General features: G+C 72.0%; 15 protein-coding genes and 1 riboswitch. Of the genes, 9 read left to right on the top strand and 6 right to left on the bottom strand.

All coding sequences use genetic code 11. The features are described from left to right. Nucleotides 1-226: 226 nt before the first annotated feature. Nucleotides 227-757, top strand: coding sequence for a GNAT family N-acetyltransferase (locus OH804_RS30340; RefSeq protein WP_406061050.1), 531 nt, complete (start codon nucleotides 227-229; stop codon nucleotides 755-757). 173 nt (nucleotides 758-930) lie between these two features. Here the strand turns inward: OH804_RS30340 and paaN are convergent, their stop codons facing one another. After that, nucleotides 931-2,604, bottom strand: a complete 1,674-nt coding sequence (gene paaN, locus OH804_RS30335) for a phenylacetic acid degradation protein PaaN (protein WP_406061048.1) — start codon at nucleotides 2,602-2,604, stop codon at nucleotides 931-933. Between the two features lie 158 nt (nucleotides 2,605-2,762). Here paaN and OH804_RS30330 point away from each other — a divergent pair, with 158 nt between their 5' ends. Then, nucleotides 2,763-4,955: a hypothetical protein gene (locus OH804_RS30330; protein WP_406061046.1), complete on the top strand. Its 2,193-nt coding sequence runs from the start codon at nucleotides 2,763-2,765 to the stop codon at nucleotides 4,953-4,955. Nucleotides 4,956-4,964: 9 nt separating this feature from the next. On the opposite strand, the gene OH804_RS30325 is transcribed toward OH804_RS30330, so the two are convergent. The 3 genes from OH804_RS30325 to OH804_RS30315 form a co-directional block, all read right to left on the bottom strand. Next, a complete protein-coding gene (locus tag OH804_RS30325) occupies nucleotides 4,965-5,984 on the bottom strand; it encodes a GNAT family N-acetyltransferase (RefSeq protein ID WP_406061043.1) in 1,020 nt (339 codons plus the stop codon). A 254-nt stretch (nucleotides 5,985-6,238) separates the two neighbouring features. Next, nucleotides 6,239-7,525 (bottom strand): threonine synthase, encoded by a 1,287-nt coding sequence (gene thrC, locus OH804_RS30320; protein ID WP_196920007.1) that lies wholly within the window; start codon nucleotides 7,523-7,525, stop codon nucleotides 6,239-6,241. Between the two features lie 10 nt (nucleotides 7,526-7,535). Next, a riboswitch (SAM riboswitch) is annotated at nucleotides 7,536-7,671 on the bottom strand. A gap of 68 nt (nucleotides 7,672-7,739) precedes the next feature. Then, a complete protein-coding gene (locus OH804_RS30315; protein WP_406061041.1) occupies nucleotides 7,740-8,702 on the bottom strand; it encodes a DMT family transporter in 963 nt (320 codons plus the stop codon). Nucleotides 8,703-8,793: 91 nt separating this feature from the next. Between OH804_RS30315 and OH804_RS30310 the strand changes: the two genes are divergently transcribed. Further along, entirely contained in the window at nucleotides 8,794-9,099 is a 306-nt protein-coding gene (locus OH804_RS30310) for a helix-turn-helix transcriptional regulator (protein WP_112601087.1), read from the top strand. Between the two features lie 792 nt (nucleotides 9,100-9,891). Then, complete coding sequence (locus tag OH804_RS30305; RefSeq protein WP_406061038.1) at nucleotides 9,892-10,581, top strand: DUF4232 domain-containing protein; 690 nt, start codon at nucleotides 9,892-9,894, stop codon at nucleotides 10,579-10,581. A gap of 9 nt (nucleotides 10,582-10,590) precedes the next feature. On the opposite strand, the gene OH804_RS30300 is transcribed toward OH804_RS30305, so the two are convergent. Together OH804_RS30300 and OH804_RS30295 are read right to left on the bottom strand one after the other, a co-directional pair. Continuing rightward, the gene (locus OH804_RS30300; protein ID WP_406061036.1) at nucleotides 10,591-11,457 is read right to left on the bottom strand and encodes an ABC transporter permease; all 867 of its coding nucleotides are present in this window, start codon (nucleotides 11,455-11,457) and stop codon (nucleotides 10,591-10,593) included. Next, nucleotides 11,457-14,321: an alpha/beta fold hydrolase gene (locus tag OH804_RS30295; protein WP_406061034.1), complete on the bottom strand. Its 2,865-nt coding sequence runs from the start codon at nucleotides 14,319-14,321 to the stop codon at nucleotides 11,457-11,459. Before OH804_RS30295 ends, OH804_RS30300 begins: the two co-directional genes overlap by 1 nt. Before the next feature lie 374 nt (nucleotides 14,322-14,695). Here OH804_RS30295 and OH804_RS30290 point away from each other — a divergent pair, with 374 nt between their 5' ends. Genes OH804_RS30290 through OH804_RS30270 form a run of 5 tightly spaced genes read left to right on the top strand, consistent with a single transcriptional unit; the run spans nucleotide 14,696 to nucleotide 20,170 of the window. Next, nucleotides 14,696-15,874: a hypothetical protein gene (locus tag OH804_RS30290; protein WP_196920014.1), complete on the top strand. Its 1,179-nt coding sequence runs from the start codon at nucleotides 14,696-14,698 to the stop codon at nucleotides 15,872-15,874. After that, nucleotides 15,861-18,479 carry a nitrate- and nitrite sensing domain-containing protein gene (locus OH804_RS30285; RefSeq protein ID WP_406061032.1) on the top strand — a complete coding sequence of 873 codons (2,619 nt, stop codon included), beginning with the start codon at nucleotides 15,861-15,863 and terminating at the stop codon, nucleotides 18,477-18,479. The genes OH804_RS30290 and OH804_RS30285 overlap by 14 nt, the downstream gene beginning before the upstream one ends. Continuing rightward, nucleotides 18,476-18,949, top strand: a complete 474-nt coding sequence (locus OH804_RS30280; RefSeq protein WP_196920016.1) for a roadblock/LC7 domain-containing protein — start codon at nucleotides 18,476-18,478, stop codon at nucleotides 18,947-18,949. Before OH804_RS30285 ends, OH804_RS30280 begins: the two co-directional genes overlap by 4 nt. Beyond that, the gene (locus OH804_RS30275; protein WP_406061030.1) at nucleotides 18,946-19,434 is read left to right on the top strand and encodes a DUF742 domain-containing protein; all 489 of its coding nucleotides are present in this window, start codon (nucleotides 18,946-18,948) and stop codon (nucleotides 19,432-19,434) included. Before OH804_RS30280 ends, OH804_RS30275 begins: the two co-directional genes overlap by 4 nt. Beyond that, on the top strand, nucleotides 19,412-20,170 hold the full coding sequence (locus OH804_RS30270) for a GTP-binding protein (protein WP_406061028.1): 759 nt from the start codon (nucleotides 19,412-19,414) through the stop codon (nucleotides 20,168-20,170). The genes OH804_RS30275 and OH804_RS30270 overlap by 23 nt, the downstream gene beginning before the upstream one ends. Nucleotides 20,171-20,195: the final 25 nt, after the last annotated feature.

Here is a 20,195-nt window from a genome sequence, read left to right as displayed (position 1 = left end):
CATTGAATCAGGTGACCGAAATCGCACGTTACACGAGCACTGACGGCCGCGCACTGCCACAAATCAGACACACTTCGGGGGCAAAGCAGCCGCACTGACCGGTCGGATTCCCGATCCACCGGATTCGCGCGCGTCATTGCGAATGGGCGAAGGGCCCCGAGGCGCCCCCGGCGGTGACGGCTATCGGGCGCAGCCCACGAAAATCCGCTGTGGTAGGCATGCGGGCATGACCACCGACATGGGCTCGCCGGCCCTGCGGCTCGCGGAGATCCGCCGGGTCCGACCGGAGGACGCCGCCCGGGCCCGGGCGCTGCGCCTGGAGATGCTGGCCGACGCGCCGTTGGCCTTTCTGGAGACCCTTGCGGACGCGGCGGCCCGACCGCACAACGAGTACGCCGCCCGCGTCGCGTACACCTCGGCCGGTTCCAGCAACGCGCAGTTCATCGCCGACCCGGGCGGCCGGCTGGTCGGCCACGCCGGTGGCACCACCGCCCCGAACGAACCCGGCCTGACCGTGATCTACGCCGTGTACGTCACGCCGACCTGGCGCGGCAGTGGGCTGCTCGGCGAACTGATCGACGGGGTGGCCGCCTGGTCCCGAGCCTGCGGCCGACCGGAGCTGCTGCTGGAAGTGGTGGTCGGCAACGACCGCGCCTACCGCGCCTACCAGCGCCTGGGCTTCAAGGACACCGGCGTACGGGTCCCCCACCCCACCATCCCAGCCCTCACCGAACTACAGATGCGCCGAACCGCCTAAACCAAGAGAACTCATCCCAAGGCAGAACCAGTCTGATGCCCCTCAAAAAGCGGAAGCGTCCGAGAAACCGTGCCCACGGCAGGGTTTCCGGGGCAGCCCGACCCACGCAGGGATCAAGCCTGACCGCCCGGAGTGGGTCGGGCTGCCCCGGAAACCCCCACCGCAACTAAAGATCAAACATGACGCCGCGACTGCACGATCCGGAACCGGTTGGCCACGTACGCCCCGTCCGTCAGGGCCGAGTTGGCCGCCGCGTTGGCCCCGCTGCCGTGGAAGTCGGAGAACGCCGCCGACTGGTTGACGAAGACACCGCCGGTGAGGTTGCAGGACAGGTGCACCCCTACCTCGACCGCCACCGCCTCGGTCGCGTCCAGCACGGTCTCGTCGGTCGAGTAGACCCCGGCGGTGAGCGCGCCCTTCTCGCCGACCGTCCGGCGCAGCAGTTCCAGGCTGTGCGCTGTGGAGTCGGTCGCGATGGCGAACGAGATCGGCCCGAACCATTCCCGGCCGTACGTCTCCGTGTCGTCAGCGGTCAGCTTGACGATCGTCGGGGTACGCACCACGGCGTCGGCGTACGACGGGTGGGCGACGGTCCGCGACTCCAGCACCGGCTCGCCGACCTTGGTCACCTCGGCCAGCCGCTCCAGCACCCCGTCGTTGACGATGGCGCCGGTCAGCTCCACACCTCGGGCCGGGTCCGCGGTGAGCTTGCCGACGGCGGCGGCGATTCCGCCGGCCACCTCGTCGAAGCTCTTGTGCCCCTGGTCGGTCTCGATGCCTCCGGCCGGGATGAGGATGTTCTGCGAGGTGGTGCACATCTGCCCGCTGTAGAGGGTCAGCGTGAAACCGAGGTTGCGGCACATGCCGGTGAAGTCGTCGGTGGAGTCGATGACGACGGTGTTGAGGCCGGCCTTCTCGGTGTAGACCGATGCCTGCCGGGCGTGCGTCTCCAGCCAGTCGCCGTACTCGGTGGAGCCGGTGAAGTCGACGATCTTGACGGAGCGGTGCAGGGCCAGGTCGCTGGCGAGCTTCTCGCCGGGCGCCTCGGCCGCCAGCATGATCAGGTTCGGGTCGAACCCGGCCTCGGCGAGCACCTCCCGGGCGTACTTCACGGTGATGGCCAGCGGCAGCACCGCGCGCGGGTGCGGCTTGACGATCACCGGGTTGCCGGTGACCAGCGAGGCGAACAGGCCGGGGTACGAGTTCCAGGTCGGGAAGGTGTTGCAGCCGATCACCAGCGCCACCCCACGCGGCACCACGTGGAACGTCTTGGTCATCCGCAGCGGGTCACCCTTGCCGGCGGCCTTCTCCCAGCCCGCCGTGCCCGGGTGCCGGGTCATCTCGGCGTACGCGTACGCCAGCGCTTCCAGCGCCCGGTCCAGCGCGTGCGCGCCACCGGCCTGGAAGGCCATCACAAACGCCTGACCGCTGGTGAACTGCACCGCGTTGGCCAGCTCGAAGATGTGCTTGTGCAGCCGGTCGAGGATCTCCAGGCAGACGCCGACCCGGGCCTGCGGGCCGGCGTCGCGCCACGCCGGCAGCGCGGCGGAGGCGGCGCTGATCAGCTCGCCGGGGCCGGCGTGCGGGTACCGCACCGCCAACTCCACCCCGAACGGGCTCGTCTCGGTGGCGACCCGGTCGCCGCTGCCGGGCTGGTCGAGCGGAAAGTCACCACCGAGGTACGCCTCGAAGGCGGACTTACCGTCGGCGGCGGCGGTCTCGCCGTACACCCGGGGGCTGGGGGATTCGGGATAGGCGGACCAGTAGCCCCGCTCCGTGATCGCGGTCAGCGCACGGTTGAGGGTGTCGGCGTGCCTGTCGTACAGGGGATGCGGGGTCTCCGTCATGCCCGCCATCATGCCTGAGCCCGGTCCGTGAGCAGTAGCGCGAATGCCCGACAGCGGCTCATGCCGCAGTCGGGTTCCGGAGCAGAAGCGCCGATGGCCGCGGGGTTGCGCACGGCGGCAGCGGGTAACCGCAGGCCTTCGGCCAGGGAGGGCGGCGGGTGAGGATCACCGAGATCCGGGTGCACGGGGTCGCCGACAAGGGACCCGAGGCGATCCTCGACCGACCGATCGTCGCGCGGGTCGCCGGAGACGACAACGCCGGCTTCTACCGGCCGCGGCCCGGCTACGGTGCCCCTACGGACCGCGACGGGGTGACGCTTGAGGCGTACCGCTGGAGCCGGCTGACCGGCGGCACCGCCACCCGGACGTTCTCCCTGGTCCTGCTCCTACCGTTCATGCTCAGCAACATCGCCGTCTGGATGCTTCCGGTCACCGGTCGCGGCGGCCAGGCCGCGCGGGCGCTGTGCCGACTGCTCGCCGCGACGATGACCTCGATGTACGTCCTCTCCGCCGTCGGGGTGTCAGTCGACCTGATCGCCTGGCAGTGCGCTGCCTACCCGAGGTGTCTGGAGGGGCGGCGGGAGATCTCCTGGCTGGGCGGCGTGCCACCCGGGCAGCGGCTCGCGCTGCTGGCCGTACCGCCGATCATCGCGATCGTCCTGATCTGGCGCCTCGGTGCCCGGACCTGGCAACTTCCCGAGGACAGCGACCCGTCGCCCGGTGTCGGTGCGGACCGGCTCGACGCGCCCGCTTTCTGGGACACTCGCTCGCTGCTGCGCCGCCTGCGCTCGGTTCACGTCGCGGTGGCGCTGGGCACGCTCAACATCACTCTGCTGCTGGCTCTGGCACCGCACGACGCCACAGTGCCCGGCTGGCTGCTGCTGGCCGCGGACGTGGCGCTGCTCGCCGCCGCGCTGGTGCTGCTCTGCCGGCCGGCGATAGAGCGGCGCGGAGAGCGGGACCAGTGGAGCTCGCGGACCATCCGCTGGGCGGCCATCGCGCTCACCGTACTGACCCTGGGCTACGCGTTGGCGCCACGGCCGCCGTGGACGGCCCAGGGAACCTTGCCCGGGTACGGGACGGTGGCCGCCGGACTGTTCGCCGGGCAGGTGGTGCTGCTCGCGATGCTCGGCCTGGTGGTCGTGGTGCAGCGCCGTTCCCTTCCCCGACCCCTCTTCCTGCTGGCCGGGCTGGGTGCGCCGGTGCTGACAACCGTCGCGATCGGGCTGGGCGTCGCCTACGACTCGGGCCTGACCTACGGGCTCGCCGAGTATCTGGACCGTGGTTCCAGCCCGACGCCCGCACGGCCGCTGCCGCCCGGGGCGCCACCGTTGTCGCCGCCGATCGCCTTCCGCTGGGCCACCCTCGGCTTCTCCCTCGCCGTGCTCGTGGTGCTCGTGACGGCACTGCTCGTACCCCGGATCGGCCGGGATCGTCGCCGCCGGGAGGCCGAGGAACTGGTGCGACGGGACTATCCGGAAGCCTCCCGGGCGGCCCCCGAGCGGGCTCGGGCCGTCCGCGACGCGATCGTCCGCGCCCGGCTGACGGATCGGCTCGGAGGGCTGCTGGCCACGGCGTACGTGGTGTTGGCACTGCTCACCCTCGCGGCGGCCGGGCTCTCGCTGGTCGGTCCCGGCCCGGGTGCGCTCGCTCTGCAGCTGGGCGGCGAACCGCTGGCCCGTCCGGTGATCTTCGTGACCGACCTGGGCGCTCTGCTGGTCGGGCTGTTCGCCGCGATCCTCGCCGTGCTGGGGCTGGTCGCCTACCGGTCCGGCGCGATCCGGCTGGTCGGGGTGCTCTGGGAGCTGGCCACCTTCTGGCCGCGTGCCGCGCATCCACTCGCCCCGCCGTGCTACGTCGAACGGGCGGTCCCGGAGCTGACCCGCCGGATCGGGCAGCTCACCGCCGACGGGAACGCTGTGGTGTTGTCCGGGCAGAGTCACGGCAGCGTGCTCGCGGCGGCGACGGTCCTCCAACTGCCCGAGCACTGCCGCCGGCGGGTGGCCCTGCTCACCTACGGCTCCCCGCTCGGAAACCGCTACCGGCGGATCTTCCCGGCGTACGTCAGCGACGAAATGGTGCGCGAGGTCGGCGGCCGGTTGGCCTGGCGGTGGATCAACCTGTGGCGGTACACCGACGCGGTGGGCGGACCGGTGTTCGTCCCGTCCGTCGACGGACCCGACGACCCGGCCGCCCGGGTCGACCGTCGGGTACGGGATCCGAAGGGACTGCTCATCCCACCGACCGACACCGTGCCCCCACCGGTGCAGGGCCACCGGTTCACTCCCGACGACGACTTCCACGCCGCGATCGGCGAGCTGGTCGAGCGCCTGGAACGGACGGCCGAGTGAACGGTCGGCTCAGAGGGTGAGCTGCCAGTCGGTCCAGGAGTCCACCGGGCGGAAGCCGAGCTGCTCGTTGATCGCCACCATGTAGCTGTTGCTGGAGGCGTTGAAGGTGTCGATCACCTGTACCGCTGGTTCGTGGGTGAGCAGATGGTGCAGGTTCTCCGCCTTGGCGATGAGGCCGAGCCGATGCCCACGGTGGTCCGGGTCGACGATGGTGATCTGCTGGAACGCGTGCCAGTCGGCGGAGGCGCCCACGTCCAGCAGCGTCCAGGCGACCAGCCGGCCGGACGCCTCGTGCCGCATCCCGAGGTGGTAGCGCCGCCGGCCCCGCGCGTCGAGTGCCCGTTCGTTGCCGCGGATGCGCTCGGCGTCCACCTGCTCCGGCTCCCACTGCACGTCGCCCATGGGGGCGTCCATCAACAGCCGGCCGTCGAGGTAGGCGATGTCGGCGACGTACTCCGGTGGGGTCGTCCCCTGCCAGCAGACCGAGTGGTAGCCCTCGGCTCGCGGTCCGGCCTCGGCGAGCGCCGCCCGCAGGGCGATCCGGTCGATCTCGCCGACGTGGAGTCGGCGACGCACCTCGGTGAGGGCGGGCTGGGCTCCGGTCGCGGCGGCGAACGCGTCGCCCGCCACGCTTCGGGCCGGCCCGCCGGGCAGCGCGGAGACGGCCATCGCCACGACCCGCTTTCGGCCGTGCTCGCGGAGCAGGCGCAGCCCGTACTCGTGCAGGGCCCGACCCACCCCTCGGCGCCGCAGTTCGGGATGCACCAGCAGTTCGGCGGTGGCGTTGTCGGTGTTGTCGAGCTGCGGCAGGTCCAGTTGGAGGTAGCCGGCCGGTACGCCGTCAAGTCGGGCCAGCGCCCAGAGCGACCGGGTGCCGGGCATCGGGGTGTGGAACAGCGCGTCGAAGCGGCGGCGGCAGAAGGGCGGGAAGTCCGACAGATCGGCGTCGTTGGTCGCCGCCCCGATCCGGTACGCCTCGTCGACCGACGTCCGGTCGGCGCCGTCGAACGGCGCGATCGTGATGCTCATGCCGCTGAGGGTGCACCCCGGAAAAGCGATCAGGCCAGCGAATTAATCGCTGGCCTGATCGAACGTGGTCGGGAGGGACACTCGCACAACGCCTCCGGCGTTGGGTCGCAAGAACTTCAAAAGTCTTCGGCGAAATGCCCTCCCGCACGGAGCATCTTGCGCCGTCCGGTTCCTGCCGTCAAGTCCGTAGCGGCGGGTTTTCCACACTCACAGCGAAAACCCAGTTACCCGCTGATCGACTCGACCCCCCGGGGTCAGCCGAGGAGGCCGGCGTCGCGGGCGGCGCGCAGCGAGGGCTTGATGTGGTGGGTCGGACCAACCTGACCGGCCACCGCATCGATGGTCTTCAGGCCCTCGCCGGTGTTGAACACGACGGTCTCGGCGGTCGGGTCGAGCCGGCCGGACTCGACAAGCTTGCGCAGCACCGCCACTGTCACCCCGCCCGCGGTCTCGGCGAAGACCCCTGTGGTGCGGGCCAGGTCGCGGATGCCCGCACGGATCTCGTCGTCGTCGACGTACTCCATCCAGCCGCCGGTGCGGCGGACCGCCTCCAGGGCGTACAGGCCGGCCGCCGGGTCGCCGATGTTGAGCGACTTGGCGATCCCGGTCGGCTTGACCGGGATGATCGTGTCGGTCTCGGCGTGCAGCGCGGTGGCGATCGGGTTGCAGCCGGCGGACTGCGCACCGAAGACCTTCCAGCCGCCGGCCGGCGCCTCGACCAGGCCGATCTCCACCAGCTCGGAGAACGCCTTGTCAATCTTGGTGAGCAGCTCGCCACTGGCCATCGGGATGACCACCTGGGCCGGGATCCGCCAGCCGAGTTGCTCGGCCACCTCGTAGCCGAGGGTCTTGGAGCCCTCCGCGTAGTACGGCCGGACGTTCACGTTGACGAAAGCGGTGTCCTCGAATTCGTCGGTCTCCACCAGCTCGCCGCAGAGCCGGTTGACGTCGTCGTACGAGCCGTCGATGGCGACCAGCTCACCGCCGTAGACGGCGGTGGTGATGACCTTGCCCTGCTCCAGGTCGCTGGGGATGAAGACCACCGAGGGCACCCCGGCGCGGGCGGCGTGGGCGGCCACCGAGTTGGCCAGGTTGCCGGTCGACGCGCAGGCGAACCGGGTGAAGCCGAGCGCCCTGGCGGCGGTGAGCGCCACCGAGACGACCCGGTCCTTGAACGAGTGGGTGGGGTTGGCGCTGTCGTCCTTGACCCAGAGCGGCGCGGTGATGCCCAGCTCGGCGGCGAGGTGCGGGGCCGCCACCAGTGGAGTCAGCCCCGGGTCGAGGGTGACCCGGCTGGCCGGGTCCTGACCGGCGGGGAGCAGGGCGGCGTACCGCCAGATGTTGTTCGGGCCGGCCTCGATCTGCTCGCGGGTGACGGTGGCCAGCGCGGCGGTGTCGTAGTCGACTTCCAGGGGGCCGAAACACTCGTAACAGGCGTGCTGGGCGGCGAGCGGGTAGCGGGCCGAGCAGGCACGGCAGACCAGGGCGCGGGCGGGGCTGGCAGAGGTGTCGATGCCGGAGGTGACGAGCGTCGACGTCATGTCGAGAGTCCTCTCATCTTTCCCCGCATCGCACGGTGCGGCGGGGACGGAATTGGCACCTGCCCCGCGGGTCGCTCAGCGGTGAGCGCGCGGGGTGGTTGCCGGGGCGTCGTCGGGCCGTATCCCTCAGCCCCTCTGGATGAGGTATTCAGTTGTGCCGTCGAGTCTAGGACAACGCTGTCGGCCGCTGCTACCGCAGATCCCAGAGAGTGGGTCAGCGGGCACTCACCGCCACGGGGTCGGTCACCGCGACCGGGTCCGTCACCGCGCTCGGCAGGGGCAGCGACGCGGTCCGGGGCCGGGCGGCGAGGTTCGCGGCGATCAGGGCGGCGATCGTGATGGCAGCCCCGACCAGTTCGACGGGCTCCGGCCGGTAGCCGCGGGCGATCTGCACCGCGAAGGTGGTCACCGGGACGAGGTTCATGAACAGCGCGGCGTTGGCGGCGCCGAGTCGTTGCACGCCGGTGTTCCAGGCCAGGACCGCGATCACGGCACCCACCAGGACGGCGTACGCCAGCTGCGGCGCGACCGCCACGAGGTCGGCGGCGGCCGGCGCGTGCTGCCAGCCGACGGCGTCGGCGCCGATGCTCAGGGCGAGCATGGCGGCCGTGCCGGCGAGCGCTGTCAGTGTGGTGAAGCGCAGCGGGGACCACTCGCCGAACCGGCTGGCACCGTGGGTGTAGATGCCCCAGCCCAGCACCGCGCCGACCATCATCAGCCCGCCGAGTCCGAACTGGCCGAGCCCGGCCAGGCTCCCGCGCGTGATCACCAGGCCGACTCCGAGGAGCGCCACCAGGGAGAGGGCCAGCAGGAGCGGCTTCGGGCGTACGCCGTCGCGGGCCCAGCGAACGAGCTGGGTGATCACCGGAGTGGTGGCCACGAAGAGGGAGATCTGCTGTGGGGCGGCGTGTTCGAGCGCCAGGTTGGTGAGCAGGTTGAAGCCCGCGAAGCCGACCACTCCGAGCACCACCACCTCCAGCGCCCGGCCACCGTGCCGCAGCGCGCCGGCACCCTCCCGGAGCAGCAGGATGGCGACCAGGACGACGGCGGCCAGCAGGTAGCGCGCGGTGGTCAGGTTGAGCGGGTCGACCCGGTTGAGCGCGCTGGCCAGGATCGGGAACATGACGCCCCAGCCGAGCACGGCGACCAGTGGGTACGCGGTGGCGCGGGATCGCATCGGCAACTCCAATGTTCGAGTATCGTCGAACCAACGACACCGACCATAGGGTGTTGTTCGATTATTGTCGAACAATGGTTACACTGGTCACATGGAGCCGCACGAGCCCGACCTGACCGCCGTACCGGTCACCAGCGTGTTGGCCGCACTCGCCGACGACGTGCGGCTACAGATCGTCCGGGCGCTCGCCGAGGGCGGCGAGTCCGCCTGCGGCAGCTTCGACTTCGGCGTCTCCAAGGCGACCCGCAGCCACCACCTGAAGGTGCTGCGCGAGGCGGGCCTGACCCGGACCCGGGCCGCCGGCACCAGCCGACTGGTCCGGCTCCGCCGGGACGAGCTGGACAAGCTCTACCCCGGCCTCCTGGACGCGGTCCTCACCCAGCGCCCGCCGGCCTGACACCGTCCCGCCCTCGCCCGTCGGCTGCGGTCCGCGTGGCCGCACCAGCCGGTCGGCCGGCGGCACGGCACCGTTGGCGGGTGGCATCTGCCACCGACGCTCCTTTGGAGCTGAATCGTCTACGACATCAGCGAGTTCCCGCCGCCGCGACCGTGCTCGTCGACTGACCCCCGGGCGTAGGTTCGTCGACCGCCCCTGACCGGGCGCGCCGCCGAAGCCGCTTGGCGAGGCTCCGGCAGGCGAGCAGCGCGGCGGGTCGGGCGAAGGACCCGAACCCGCACCAGCACCAGCACGCCGCGCAGACCAACTGGATCAGGGGCATTCCCGGCCCGGGGGCGGCGCCACACAGCAACTTCACCACAAGGAGGGCACAGACCCAGCACCGGAGATGACGAGCAGCCAGTGAAGCGGGCGGCCGTGCAGCTCGACCTCTGACTACAGCCAGCCGGCCCACGGAGGCGATTGCGCACGAGTCTCACGCCGCGAGCGTCCGGGGTACGCCCCCGCCCGCGTGGATCTTGCAGTCTCTGTCGCCGATATGGTCGAGATGCCCGCTTGTGTCGCGACAGAAAGTGCAAGATCGCGGAGGAGGGTCAGCCCGCCCCCGTCGATCAAGGAGTTGTGGTGCCTGGTTTGGCATGGTCCAGGTGCTTTGCCACCCACCACAACTCCATGATCGACGGGGGCAGTGCCATGCACAGGGAAGCCGGCCCAGGTAGGAGCAGCTCGATACAGCGCCGGACTGTTGGGGCCGGGCGGCGGCGGCACGTCCACGTGGGCGAGGATCAACGAATGGTCTCCCGCGACACGGCAGCACGGCGCCGCATCATCGCCGCGTTCGCGATGGCTCTCACGCTCGGCGGCTGCACCCCTGGCGACCATCGGGGCCAGGGCGGGGACCCGACCGGGACGCCCCCCGCAGCGAGGGCGGAGGCGGGCCCGACCGCCAGCACCGAGCCGCCGGCAGGGTGCCCGGCCAGCGGCGTTCGGATCCGGTCGACCGGCGGGGACGCCGCGATGGGCCTGCGCGCCCTCGGCCTGGAGCTGGTCAACTGCGGCGAGCGCCCCTACCAGCTCAACGGGTACCCGGTGCTGCACGTGTTCGACGAGGAGCGTGAGCCGGTGATGCTGCGGGTGGTCAACGGCGGCAAGGAAATCACCTCCGGCTTCGACCAACCACCCCGGGAGGTCACCCTCGCCGCCGGGGAGCGGGCCACCGCCGTGGTGCTCTGGCGCAACCTGGTCACCGACTCGACAGTGGTGGCCACCAACGGCGAGTTCCTGACCGTGGCGCCCGCCGCCGGGCAGCCGGCCGAGGAGGTCGACCCGGACGGGCCGATCGACCTCGGCAACACCGGCCGGATCGGCGTCAGCGCCTGGAAGAAGGCCGACCCGTCCACGCCGGTGCCGTCCCGGCCGGCCCCGCCACCGGCGCCGAGCGCGGTGCCGTCGTCGGTGAGCCCACCCGACGGCCGGCTGTGACCCGACCCGCTACGACGTGATGTCCTTGCGGGTGAAGCGCCAGAACGCCAACCCCCAGAACAGCGTCGCGTAGCTGATCGCCGAGATGCAGCCACGCACCACATCGTCGGTCTGCACCGGAGTCGACAGCAGACCCAACCAGGCGCTGCTGAAGTGGGTGGGCAGGAAGTCGCGCAGCGCGCCCAGGGCGGTGATCTGGTCCAGGATGCTGGACAGGATCCAGAGCAGCACCGCACCACCGACAGCGCCCAACGCGGCGTCAGTAATCACCGACAGCAGGAATGCCAGGCCGGCCACGACCAGGAGTACGACCGCCAGGTAGCCCAGCACGGCCAGCAACCGGAGCAGCCCCTCGGTGGGTTCCAGCTCGGCGGCGACAGTGCTGCGCAGCGGCGACCAGCCGTAGCGCAGGGTGCCGGCCAGCAACGCGGTGCCGGCCAACAGCAGCAGGGCCAACCCCGAGTACGCGAGCGCGACCACCAGCTTCACCGTCAGCAACCGCGCCCGGGGCACCGGGATCGCCAGCAGGTACCGCAGGCTGCCCCAACTCGCCTCGCTGGCCACCGTGTCGCCGCAGAACAGCGCGACGACCACCACCAGCAGGAACGACGCCGACACGAAGATCGAGAACAGGGTGAAGTTGAGTCCGCCGGAGGTGGCCAGGTCGACCAGGCTGGCGAACTCGTTGTTGCCGTTGTCGTCGTCGCCACCGGAGTTGAACTGGAACGCGATCAGGATGATCAGCGGCAGCAGCACCATGAACCCGAGCGCCAGCTGGGTCCGCCGCCGGGACGCCTGCCGACGGAACTCCGCCGCGAACGGCATGGTGGCCGACGGCCGATAACCGCGGGCCTCACCCGCGTCAGTAACAGCCATCACCGGTCACCGCTTCCCCGAGAGTTGTCGCCCACCAGGGCGAGGAACGCGTCCTCCAGGCGCCGCCGAGGCACCACCCGGTCCACCCCGATGCCGGCGCGCACCAGCTCCGCCACCACCTCGCTGCGGGCCGTGCCGTTGGTGTCGACCACCAGTTGGCCGTCGCTCTCCGGCAACACCCGGACCCCGTGCAGCCGGTCCAGCACCGCCCGCGCGGCCACCGGGTCGGTGACGTCGAAGAGCACGCTCGGCGACTCGCCCACGATCTCCTCCACCGGCCCGGACGCCACGATCCGGCCCTTGTTCACCACCACCGCGTGTGTGCACGTCTGCTCCACCTCGGCCAGCAGGTGGCTGGAGACCAGCACCGCTCGGCCGTCCGTGGCGTACCGCTGGAGCACCCGGCGCATCTCGGCGATCTGCGGCGGGTCGAGCCCGTCGGTCGGCTCGTCCAACACCAGCAGTTCGGGAAGGCCGAGCATGGCCTGGGCGATGGCGAGGCGCTGGCGCATCCCGTGGCTGTAGTTCTTGATCCTCCGCTGCACGGAGTCACCCAGCCCGGCGATCTCCAGCGCCGCGTCGAACTGCGCGTCCTCCCACGGCCGCCCGGTGGCCCGCCAGTACGCCTTCAGGTTGTCCAGACCCGACAGGTGCGGCAGGAAGCCCGGCCCCTCCACCAGCGCCCCGATCCGGGACAGCACCGGCGAGCCGGGCACCAGCCGACGGCCGAAGACGTAGATCTCCCCGGCGGTCGGCTGAGTCAGCCCCATCAGCACCCGCAGGGTGGTGGTCTTGCCGGCACCGTTCGGCCCGAGCAGACCCACCACCTGACCGGGGTGCACCTCGAAGTCCACGTTCGACACCGCGACGAAGCCGTCCGCGTACTCCTTGCGCAGTGCGCGCACGGCCAGCGGGGTGTCCGCGTACTCCGGATGCACCGACCGGTCCTGGCGGCGGTGCCGGCGGCGGACCAGGGCGACGACCACGACGAGCCCGATCACGATGGCGGCGAGCAGGCCGGCGAGCACCCAGCGCCAGACCGTCGCGGCCGTGGGGATCGGCTCGCCGTCGACTGTGGGCAGGCTGACCGCGCCGTCCGCGGCCACCGTGTAGACGGTCGGCGCGGCGGGCGTGGTGTACGCCTGGTCGGAGGTGGCCACCACCAGCCGCAACCGGTGCCCGGCCTCCACCCGTCGGACGATCCCGGGCAGCGTCACGGTGACCGGGCGGGAGTCCTGCACCCGCTGCGGTAGGCCGGTGAGCCGGATCGGGGCGACCAGACCGTTCGGCAGGGTGGCCGCGCCGTCCGGGTCGACGTCGTAGAGCTTGACGAAGAGCACCGCCTCGCCGGTCGGCGACGCGGCCCGCACTGTGACGGTGGGCGCACCGGACACGTCGACCGCCTCGGTCAGCGGGGTCGACTCGAATCGGGCGTGCTGACCGGGTACGTCGCCGGCCACCCCGTCCAACAGCGAGGCGAGCCCGCCCGCGAACGGGATGGAGGAGATGGCCGCCGGGTTGCCGTTCGGCGGGTTCGCGATCGGCTGCGCCGGACCGGTGACCGTCACCTCACGACGGGCGTTGCCGGTCAGGCCCGGGTAGTCGGCGCGGCGGAATCCGGTGGCGACGAGACCCCTGTCGAGCGCGTCGAAGCCGGCGATCCGCGACCAGGTGAAGTCGTCGCCGGGCGCATCGCCCTCGCCCTTGACGTAGTGGTCGAGCCACTGGACGGTCAGGAACTTCACCCGGTCCTCGTCCGAGCGGGGTCCACTGCCGCCGTCGTGCCCGCCGGTGAACCAGGCGACCCGTACCGGGGTGCCGGCGGCGGCGATGCCGCGCGCGTTCGCGTCGGCCTCGCCGAGCGGGAAGAGGGTGTCCGCCTCGCCCTGCACCAGCAGGGTGGGTGCCTTGATCCGGTCCAGCACACCGGCCGGGCTGGAGCGTCGCAGCAGATCCACGGCGGCCTGGTCGGCGCGCCCGGTGGTGGCGATCCGCAGGTAAGCGGCGCACACGTCGGCCGCGAACCGACCGCAGGACGGGTCGGCGGCACCGGCCGGGGCGCCCCCGGGACCGGTGCCCGGGCCGGCGCCCGGCCCGGGGCTGGGTGGGCCGGCCGACGCCGGTGCGCCCTGTGGCTGGGCGGCGGTCCCGCCGGAGAGCCCGGCCGGGCCGGAGCCCACGTTGCCGCCCCCGCCGAAGAAGAGGCCCGCCCAGCCCTTCTTGAACACGCCCTCGGTCGGCGCTGCGCCGGTGCTTTCCGGCAGGAACGCGCGGGACAGGTCGTTCCAAGTGATCATGGGCACGATCGCGTCGACCCGACGGTCCTGGGCGGCCAGCAGCAACGCCAGTCCGCCGCCGTACGAGCCGCCGACCACACCGACCTTCGGGTCACCGGCGGCGTCGGTGCGCACCTCCGGCCGAGCGGCCAGCCAGTCCAGCAGCCGCTCCGCGTCGCGCACCTCGTAGTCCGGGTTGTCCAGGTGGATCTCACCGCCGCTGCGGCCGAAACCCCGCGCGGTCCAGGTGAGCACCGCGTAGCCGCGCCCGGCGAACTCCTCCGCGTCGGAACGCACCGACTCCTTCGTGCCGCCGAACCCGTGCGCCAACAGCACCGCCGGCACCTTCCGACCGGACGAGGCGTCGGCCGGCAGGTAGAAGGTGGTGTCCAGGTTCACCGGTTGGTCGCCGGACGGTCCGGAGCGGACGGTGAGCATCGCGCTCTCGGTGCGTACCCCCGGTCCCTGTGGCCACACCGCCCAGGTCACGGCGGCTGCCAACAGCACGACGACCACCGCGGCGGCGGTCGCGCGGCGGCGGGTGGGCAGGGCACGCCGGAACCACGCGGCCGGCGACGGCGATGTCATGCGGCACACGGTACGGCCCGGAGCCTGAGCGTTGGCTGAGATCCGCCGTACGTCCGTCCGGTTGCCCCGATCGGTGCGGAGTGGGGTGCGAGCGCGCAGCGTCCGGCGCGGCACAGCGAGTTGAATTCGGATCCCGTGAATTCCGATCAATCGCGGATATCCACCTCGATCCCTCCATGTCACACCCACGGCTGACACAGAGCGTGCCGGCAACGCGGACAAATGGTGACATGGCTCGAAGTGACGCGAACCTGACTCGCTGAGTGAGGTCTGACCAGTCGGGGGTTCGATTAGTTTTCCGGTCCGGTGGACGGGACTTGTCGGCTGGCTCGACGCCGGCGCCCATCCGCGCCCCACGCCGGAGGAGACACACAATGACAGTCCCCGCGCCGCGGGCCCGTCGACGGCCGTCCACGCTGGGCCGACTGCTGCCCCTGCTGCTCATCGGAGCGCTGTTGGCACCGTTGGGCCTGCTCGTCACGTCGAACTGGCGGCAGATCACCGCCGACCGGGACCTTGCCGCCCGGGAACGACTCGGCGTGCAGTACCTCACCGCTCTGGCGGCGGTCACCGACGCCCTCGTGGAGGCCCAGTCCAACGCGGTCAACGGCCGCCCCGTCGCCCGGGAGGCGTTGAACGGGGCTGTCGAGGAGGCCGCCGCGGTCGACGCCCGCATCGGCGGGGAGCTGCTCAGCCAGGAACGTTGGGCCGGCGTACGGGCCAAGCTGGAGGCGCTGCGCGGCCGGAGCGCCACCGACCCCGAGGCCGCGTACACCGCGTACGGCGAGGTCTCCGACCTGCTGCTGGCCCTGCACCGGAAGGTCAGGGAAAGCTCCGGGCTGGTCCGCGACCCCGAGGCCGACTCGTTCTTCCTCCAGGACAGCGTCGGCCAGGAGCTGCCCGAGGCGGTGGTCGCCGCCGGCCGGCTCGCCGACCTGGGCACGCTGGTCTCCCGCCGGCCGGCCGCCGAGCAACCGCGCGGCCTGATGGAGCTGACCGGCCTGCGGGTGACCGCCCTGACACCCGCCGCCGACCTCGTCGACAACCTGCGCTCGGCCGTGGACGGTTCGGAGAGCACCGACCTCGGTGCCAACGTGCTGACCCCGCTGGACACCTACCAGCGTTCGGTGGAGGCACTTGCCGCGTACTCGCTGCCGGGCAAGGACACCGGCGTGGTCAACCCGGGGCAGTTGAGTGCCGCCGCCCTCAACTCGCACCGCTCGGCCCGCCAACTCCAACCGGTCATCCTCAACGAGCTGGACGCGCTGCTTGTCGAGCGCATCGATCGGCTCAACCGGGACCGCTGGCTGACCGTCGGGGCGGCGGTCGCCGCCGCCCTGCTGCTGGGCTGGCTCACCGCGTTGCTGGTCGCCGCCGGTCGCCGGGCACGACGTCGGGCCGCCCTGGCCGCCACCCACGCGGAGAGTCCGGACACCCCACCGCACCACGACCTCTGGCAACCGCCGGTCGACGAGCCCCGTGCGTTGCAGCCGGCCGGTGCGGCCCGTGACCCGGAGACCGCGCCGTGGGGGGCATTCGATGCTGCTCGGTAGGCTCCGGATCCGCGGCAAGCTCGCGCTGCTCGTGGTGATTCCGCTGCTCAGCATGGTCGGCCTGGCCGTGCCGGTGATGCTCGACCGGGTCGCCGCGGCACAGCGGGCCGCCGACACCGCCGAACGGGTACGGCTCGCCAGCCGGGTCGGCAGCCTGGTCCAGGACCTCCAACAGGAACGCATCCTCTCCGTCGGTTTCCTGCTCGGCCGGGTCGACCGCAGTGAGCTGGTCCGCAAGTCCGCCGACGTGGACGACCGGGTGGCCGACCTCCGGGCGGCACGGAGCGACGCGCTGACCGACCAGGTCGACAGCGCCCTCGACGGCGTGTCCAGCCTCATCGACCTGCGGACGGCCGTCCTGGCCAAGGCCGCCAACCCGGGTCAGGTGATGGACGCGTTCGGCCCGGTCAACAAGGGGATCATCGAGTCGCTGCGTCTGTCGTTCAGCGTGGACACCAACACGTTGCCGGGTCGTCAGGTGCTCGCCCTCGACGGGCTGCTCCGCGCCGACGAGGGCCTGGGCGCCTGCGCCACCCTGAGCCTGCTGGTCAAGGCGATCGGCACCCCCGACACCACGGCGGGGTACGTGGCCTGTATCGCCGCGCTCCAGGTCGACAACGCCCGCTTCCGCAGCCTGATCACGCCCGAGCAGCTCACTGTGGCCCAGCTCAACGAGGCGGCCGTGGCCGCGCGTACCAGCCCCGACTTCCTGGTCACCAGCGCCCGGGATCCGGCCGGCGCGGTCCGTGACGTGCCGCTGGAGGCGCTCTTCCCGGCCGTCCGCACGATGATCCGGCTCGGTCAGTTCGTCGAGAAGAAGCTGGTCGCCGACGTGCTGGCCGAGGTGACGGCCGAGCAGCGGCGGGCGTTGACCGCCGCGTACCTGGTCGGTGCCGTGACGGCGTTGATCCTGACGCTTGTGGTGCTGCTCAGCGTGGCGGTGGCGCGGACGGTGGCCCGACCGCTGACCCGACTCACCCGTTCTGCCGACCGGGTCGCCCGGGTCGCCGAGGCGGAGCTGGTCCGGGTCACCGACGACGAGTCGGAGAAACCGCAGGCGGTCCGTCTGGAACCGGTGGACATCCGCGCCAACGACGAGATCGGCGACCTGGCGCGGGCCTTCGACCGGGTGCAGAACACCGCTGCGCAGCTGGTCGAGCGGCAGGTCGCCGGCCGGCGCAACGTGGCCCAGATGTTCGGCCACGTCGGGCGGCGTACCCAGAACCTGGTGGGTCGCCAGATCGCGCTGATCGACCGGCTGGAGCAGCAGGAGGCCGACCCCGGCCGGCTGGAGCACCTGTACCGCCTCGACCACATCTCCAGCCGGTTGCGACGCAACGCCGGCAGCCTCGTGGTGCTCTCCGGCTCGGCCGGGGCCGACGCGCACACCGCGCCGGTGCCGCTGGCCGACGTGGTCCGGTTGGCGCTCGGCGAGATCGAGGACTACACCCGGGTGGAGGTGCAGGTTCCGGCGGGCGTCTCGGCCGCGCCGGCGGTGGTCGGTGACCTCGTCCTGGCGCTGGCCGAGCTGATGGAGAACGCCACAGTCTTCTCGCCGCCACACACCCGGGTGCTGGTGGCCGCCGAGACGTCCGGCCTGGGCGCGCGGATCACAGTGGTGGACCACGGCATCGGCATGAGCGAGCAACGGCTGGCTGAGGAGAACGCCCGGTTCACCCGCCGGGAACGGCTCGACCTGGCCCCGACCGAGGTGCTCGGTCTCTTCGTGGTGGGCCGGTTGGCCCGTCGGCACGGCTGGCAGGTTGCCCTGGCCGCCACCGGCGGCGGTGGGGTGACCGCGCAGCTGGAGATCCCGTCGGCGTCGCTGGTGCTACGCCGCGCCGACCGGGCCGGGGCCACCGTGGCCCGCGCCGCGGTGCCGGCCCGGGACCGGCGTACGACGCCGACGCCCGACCCCGAGCAGGACGCGCAGCCTCGTGCGGTGGCCGTCGCCGTGCCGGCCCGCTTCGACTCGGACCTGCTCAGCCGTGCCACCCGCAGCCTGGACGCCGGCCCGTCCTGGAACGCGTTCGGGCAGGGCCAGCCGGAGCAGGCCGCTCCCGAACCCCCGAGCCCCGAACCGGCGGGCAAGCCGGCCGGGCCACGGGTGCGGCAGCGGGTGCCCGGTGCCACTCTGCACGCCACCGCCGCGACGACCCGGCCGGTGGACGCCACCGGCGCGGACCCCGCCGCCGCCCGCGCACTGGTCGAGGCCTTCCAGGCCGGGGTACGCCGCGCCGAACTGCACGGGGCAACGGGCCTCGGCGGTGCGCCGGCGCGGACGGCGAACGACCCGTCGGCCGGTGCCGGGGCAGCAGTCATGGACCCGGGCATGACAGTCGACCTGCCAATCACCCCGGGAGGCGCCGGCCCCACGGTGCCGGATGGTGGCGGCTCTACTGACGTCGCACCGGAGCGGCCCCGGTTGAGCCGACGGGTACCGGGGGCGAACCTCACCGCCATCCCGGCCTGCCAACCGCCGATCACCCACCTCGGCGACCCGGCCGAGGTCCGCGACCTCATCAGCGAGTTCGAGGCGGGCGTCGCCCGCGCTCTCCGCGAAGTCAGCCCCGACCACCGGAACGAAGAAGGATCATCACGGTGACCAGCCCCTTCCTGCACGAAAACGTCGACCAGAGTCAGCCCAGCGCCAATGGGGACCTCAGCCCGGAGGCCCGTACGTTCAACTGGCTGCTGGACTCCTTCACCTCCAGCACGGCCGGGGTCCTGGAGGCGATCGCGGTCTCCTCGGACGGTCTGCTGATGGCCATGTCGGCGATCAAGGACCGGTCCAACGCGGAGCGGTTGGCCGCCGTCGTGTCCGGGATGACCAGCCTCGCCGGTGGGGCCGCCAGTTGGTACGCGCTCGGCGGCCTGAACCGGGTGATCGTCGACATGGCCGACGGCTACCTGCTGATCAGCGCGATCAGCAGCGGTTCCGTGCTCGGGGTGGTCGCCGACCGTTCGGCGAACCTGGGCACCGTCGCGTACGAGATGACGCTCTTCGCCGGGCGGGCCGGTGGCGCCCTGACCCCGCGACTGATCGTCGAATTGAAGAACGCCGTTCAGCAGTGAGCCCCGACGTCGCCGGCGAGGATCCGGATCCGGAACCCAGGGTTCGGATCCGCCCGTACCTGCGCACGCCACCCCCGACCGGGGACGGCTCGGCGGCGACCCCGGCCCTGCCCGAGCCGGAGCCGGACGGGGGCCAGCCGCCCGGTCCCCGTCCGTTCGTGCTCACCTCGGGGCGGGTGGCGGGCGCCGACCCGGCGATCGGGCTGGAGACCCAGGTGACCGCCCGCATGGACAGTGGTTGGTGGGCCGGCACCCCCGGCGCCCTGCTGGCACCGGAACTTCAGACGATCATCGCGCTCTGCGCCGAGCCGATCTCGGTGGCCGAGATCTCGGCACGCGCCCGACTGCACTTCGGCGTGACCCGGGTCCTGGTCGGCGACCTACGGGCCGCCGGGCACCTGGACGTGCACGTCACCGACACCGACGACGCTGTCGACCCCGATCTCATCCTGCGAGTGATTGATGGACTCCGTGCGATCTCCTGAATGGCCGGTCGCCCCGCTCGGCGGGGTCGCCGCGAACAGCGCCGCCGCCCGTTACGGCATGTCCCCGGGCACCGGGCCGATAGTCGGGCGGGCCGGCCCACCGCCGACGGCACCGCCGCCGTACCGGCCCCCGTCCGGGACGGGGTCGGTGCCGCCTCCTGCCGGTAAGCCGGCCGCACCGCCGATCCCGGTCAAGATCCTGGTGGCCGGCGGGTTCGGGGTGGGCAAGACCACCACAGTGGGTGCGATCTCCGAGATCGCGCCCCTGACCACCGAGGCCGAGATGACGACCGCCGGGATCGGCGTGGACGACCCGGGTGCCCGGTCCACGAAGACCACCACCACCGTGGCGATGGATTTCGGCTGCGTGACGATCGACCGCAGCCTGAAGCTCTACCTGTTCGGCACGCCGGGGCAGACCCGGTTCGGCTTCATGTGGGACGACCTGGCCCGGGGAGCGCTCGGCGCCCTCGTGGTGGCGGACAGCGCACGGCTGGACGACTGTTTCCCGGCCATCGACTTCTTCGAGCGGGCCGGGCTGCCGTTCGTCGTCGGGGTCAACGCCTTCGACGGGCGGTTGGCGCTGGAGCTCAGTGAGATCCGCTGGGCACTGGCTATCGGCGATCATGTTCCCCTGGTGCAATTCGATGCCCGCGACCGGCTCTCGGTGCGGGACGCCCTACTGGTCGTCCTGGACCGCGCGCTGGACCGCGCTACCCGGGACAGGAGGGCCTGAGCCGACCAGCTCCGGCCGTGGCGGG

Source organism: Micromonospora sp. NBC_00860 (assembly GCF_045207375.1).
Classification (GTDB): Bacteria; Actinomycetota; Actinomycetes; order Mycobacteriales; family Micromonosporaceae; genus Micromonospora; species Micromonospora vinacea.
Note: the sequence above shows the minus strand (reverse complement) of the source record. Positions and strands in the feature narration are given on the sequence as shown.

Excerpts from the sequence above, each read along its gene's own strand:
- OH804_RS30285 (WP_406061032.1), top strand. The coding sequence starts at position 15,861 with ATGCTGCTCGGTAGGCTCCGGATCCGCGGCAAGCTCGCGCTGCTCGTG.
- OH804_RS30295 (WP_406061034.1), bottom strand. The coding sequence starts at position 14,321 with ATGACATCGCCGTCGCCGGCCGCGTGGTTCCGGCGTGCCCTGCCCACC.
- OH804_RS30290 (WP_196920014.1), top strand. The coding sequence starts at position 14,696 with ATGACAGTCCCCGCGCCGCGGGCCCGTCGACGGCCGTCCACGCTGGGC.
- thrC (WP_196920007.1), bottom strand. The coding sequence starts at position 7,525 with ATGACGTCGACGCTCGTCACCTCCGGCATCGACACCTCTGCCAGCCCC.
- OH804_RS30270 (WP_406061028.1), top strand. The coding sequence starts at position 19,412 with ATGGACTCCGTGCGATCTCCTGAATGGCCGGTCGCCCCGCTCGGCGGG.
- OH804_RS30300 (WP_406061036.1), bottom strand. The coding sequence starts at position 11,457 with ATGGCTGTTACTGACGCGGGTGAGGCCCGCGGTTATCGGCCGTCGGCC.
- OH804_RS30315 (WP_406061041.1), bottom strand. The coding sequence starts at position 8,702 with ATGCGATCCCGCGCCACCGCGTACCCACTGGTCGCCGTGCTCGGCTGG.
- OH804_RS30325 (WP_406061043.1), bottom strand. The coding sequence starts at position 5,984 with ATGAGCATCACGATCGCGCCGTTCGACGGCGCCGACCGGACGTCGGTC.
- OH804_RS30340 (WP_406061050.1), top strand. The coding sequence starts at position 227 with ATGACCACCGACATGGGCTCGCCGGCCCTGCGGCTCGCGGAGATCCGC.
- paaN (WP_406061048.1), bottom strand. The coding sequence starts at position 2,604 with ATGACGGAGACCCCGCATCCCCTGTACGACAGGCACGCCGACACCCTC.
- OH804_RS30310 (WP_112601087.1), top strand. The coding sequence starts at position 8,794 with ATGGAGCCGCACGAGCCCGACCTGACCGCCGTACCGGTCACCAGCGTG.
- OH804_RS30305 (WP_406061038.1), top strand. The coding sequence starts at position 9,892 with ATGGTCTCCCGCGACACGGCAGCACGGCGCCGCATCATCGCCGCGTTC.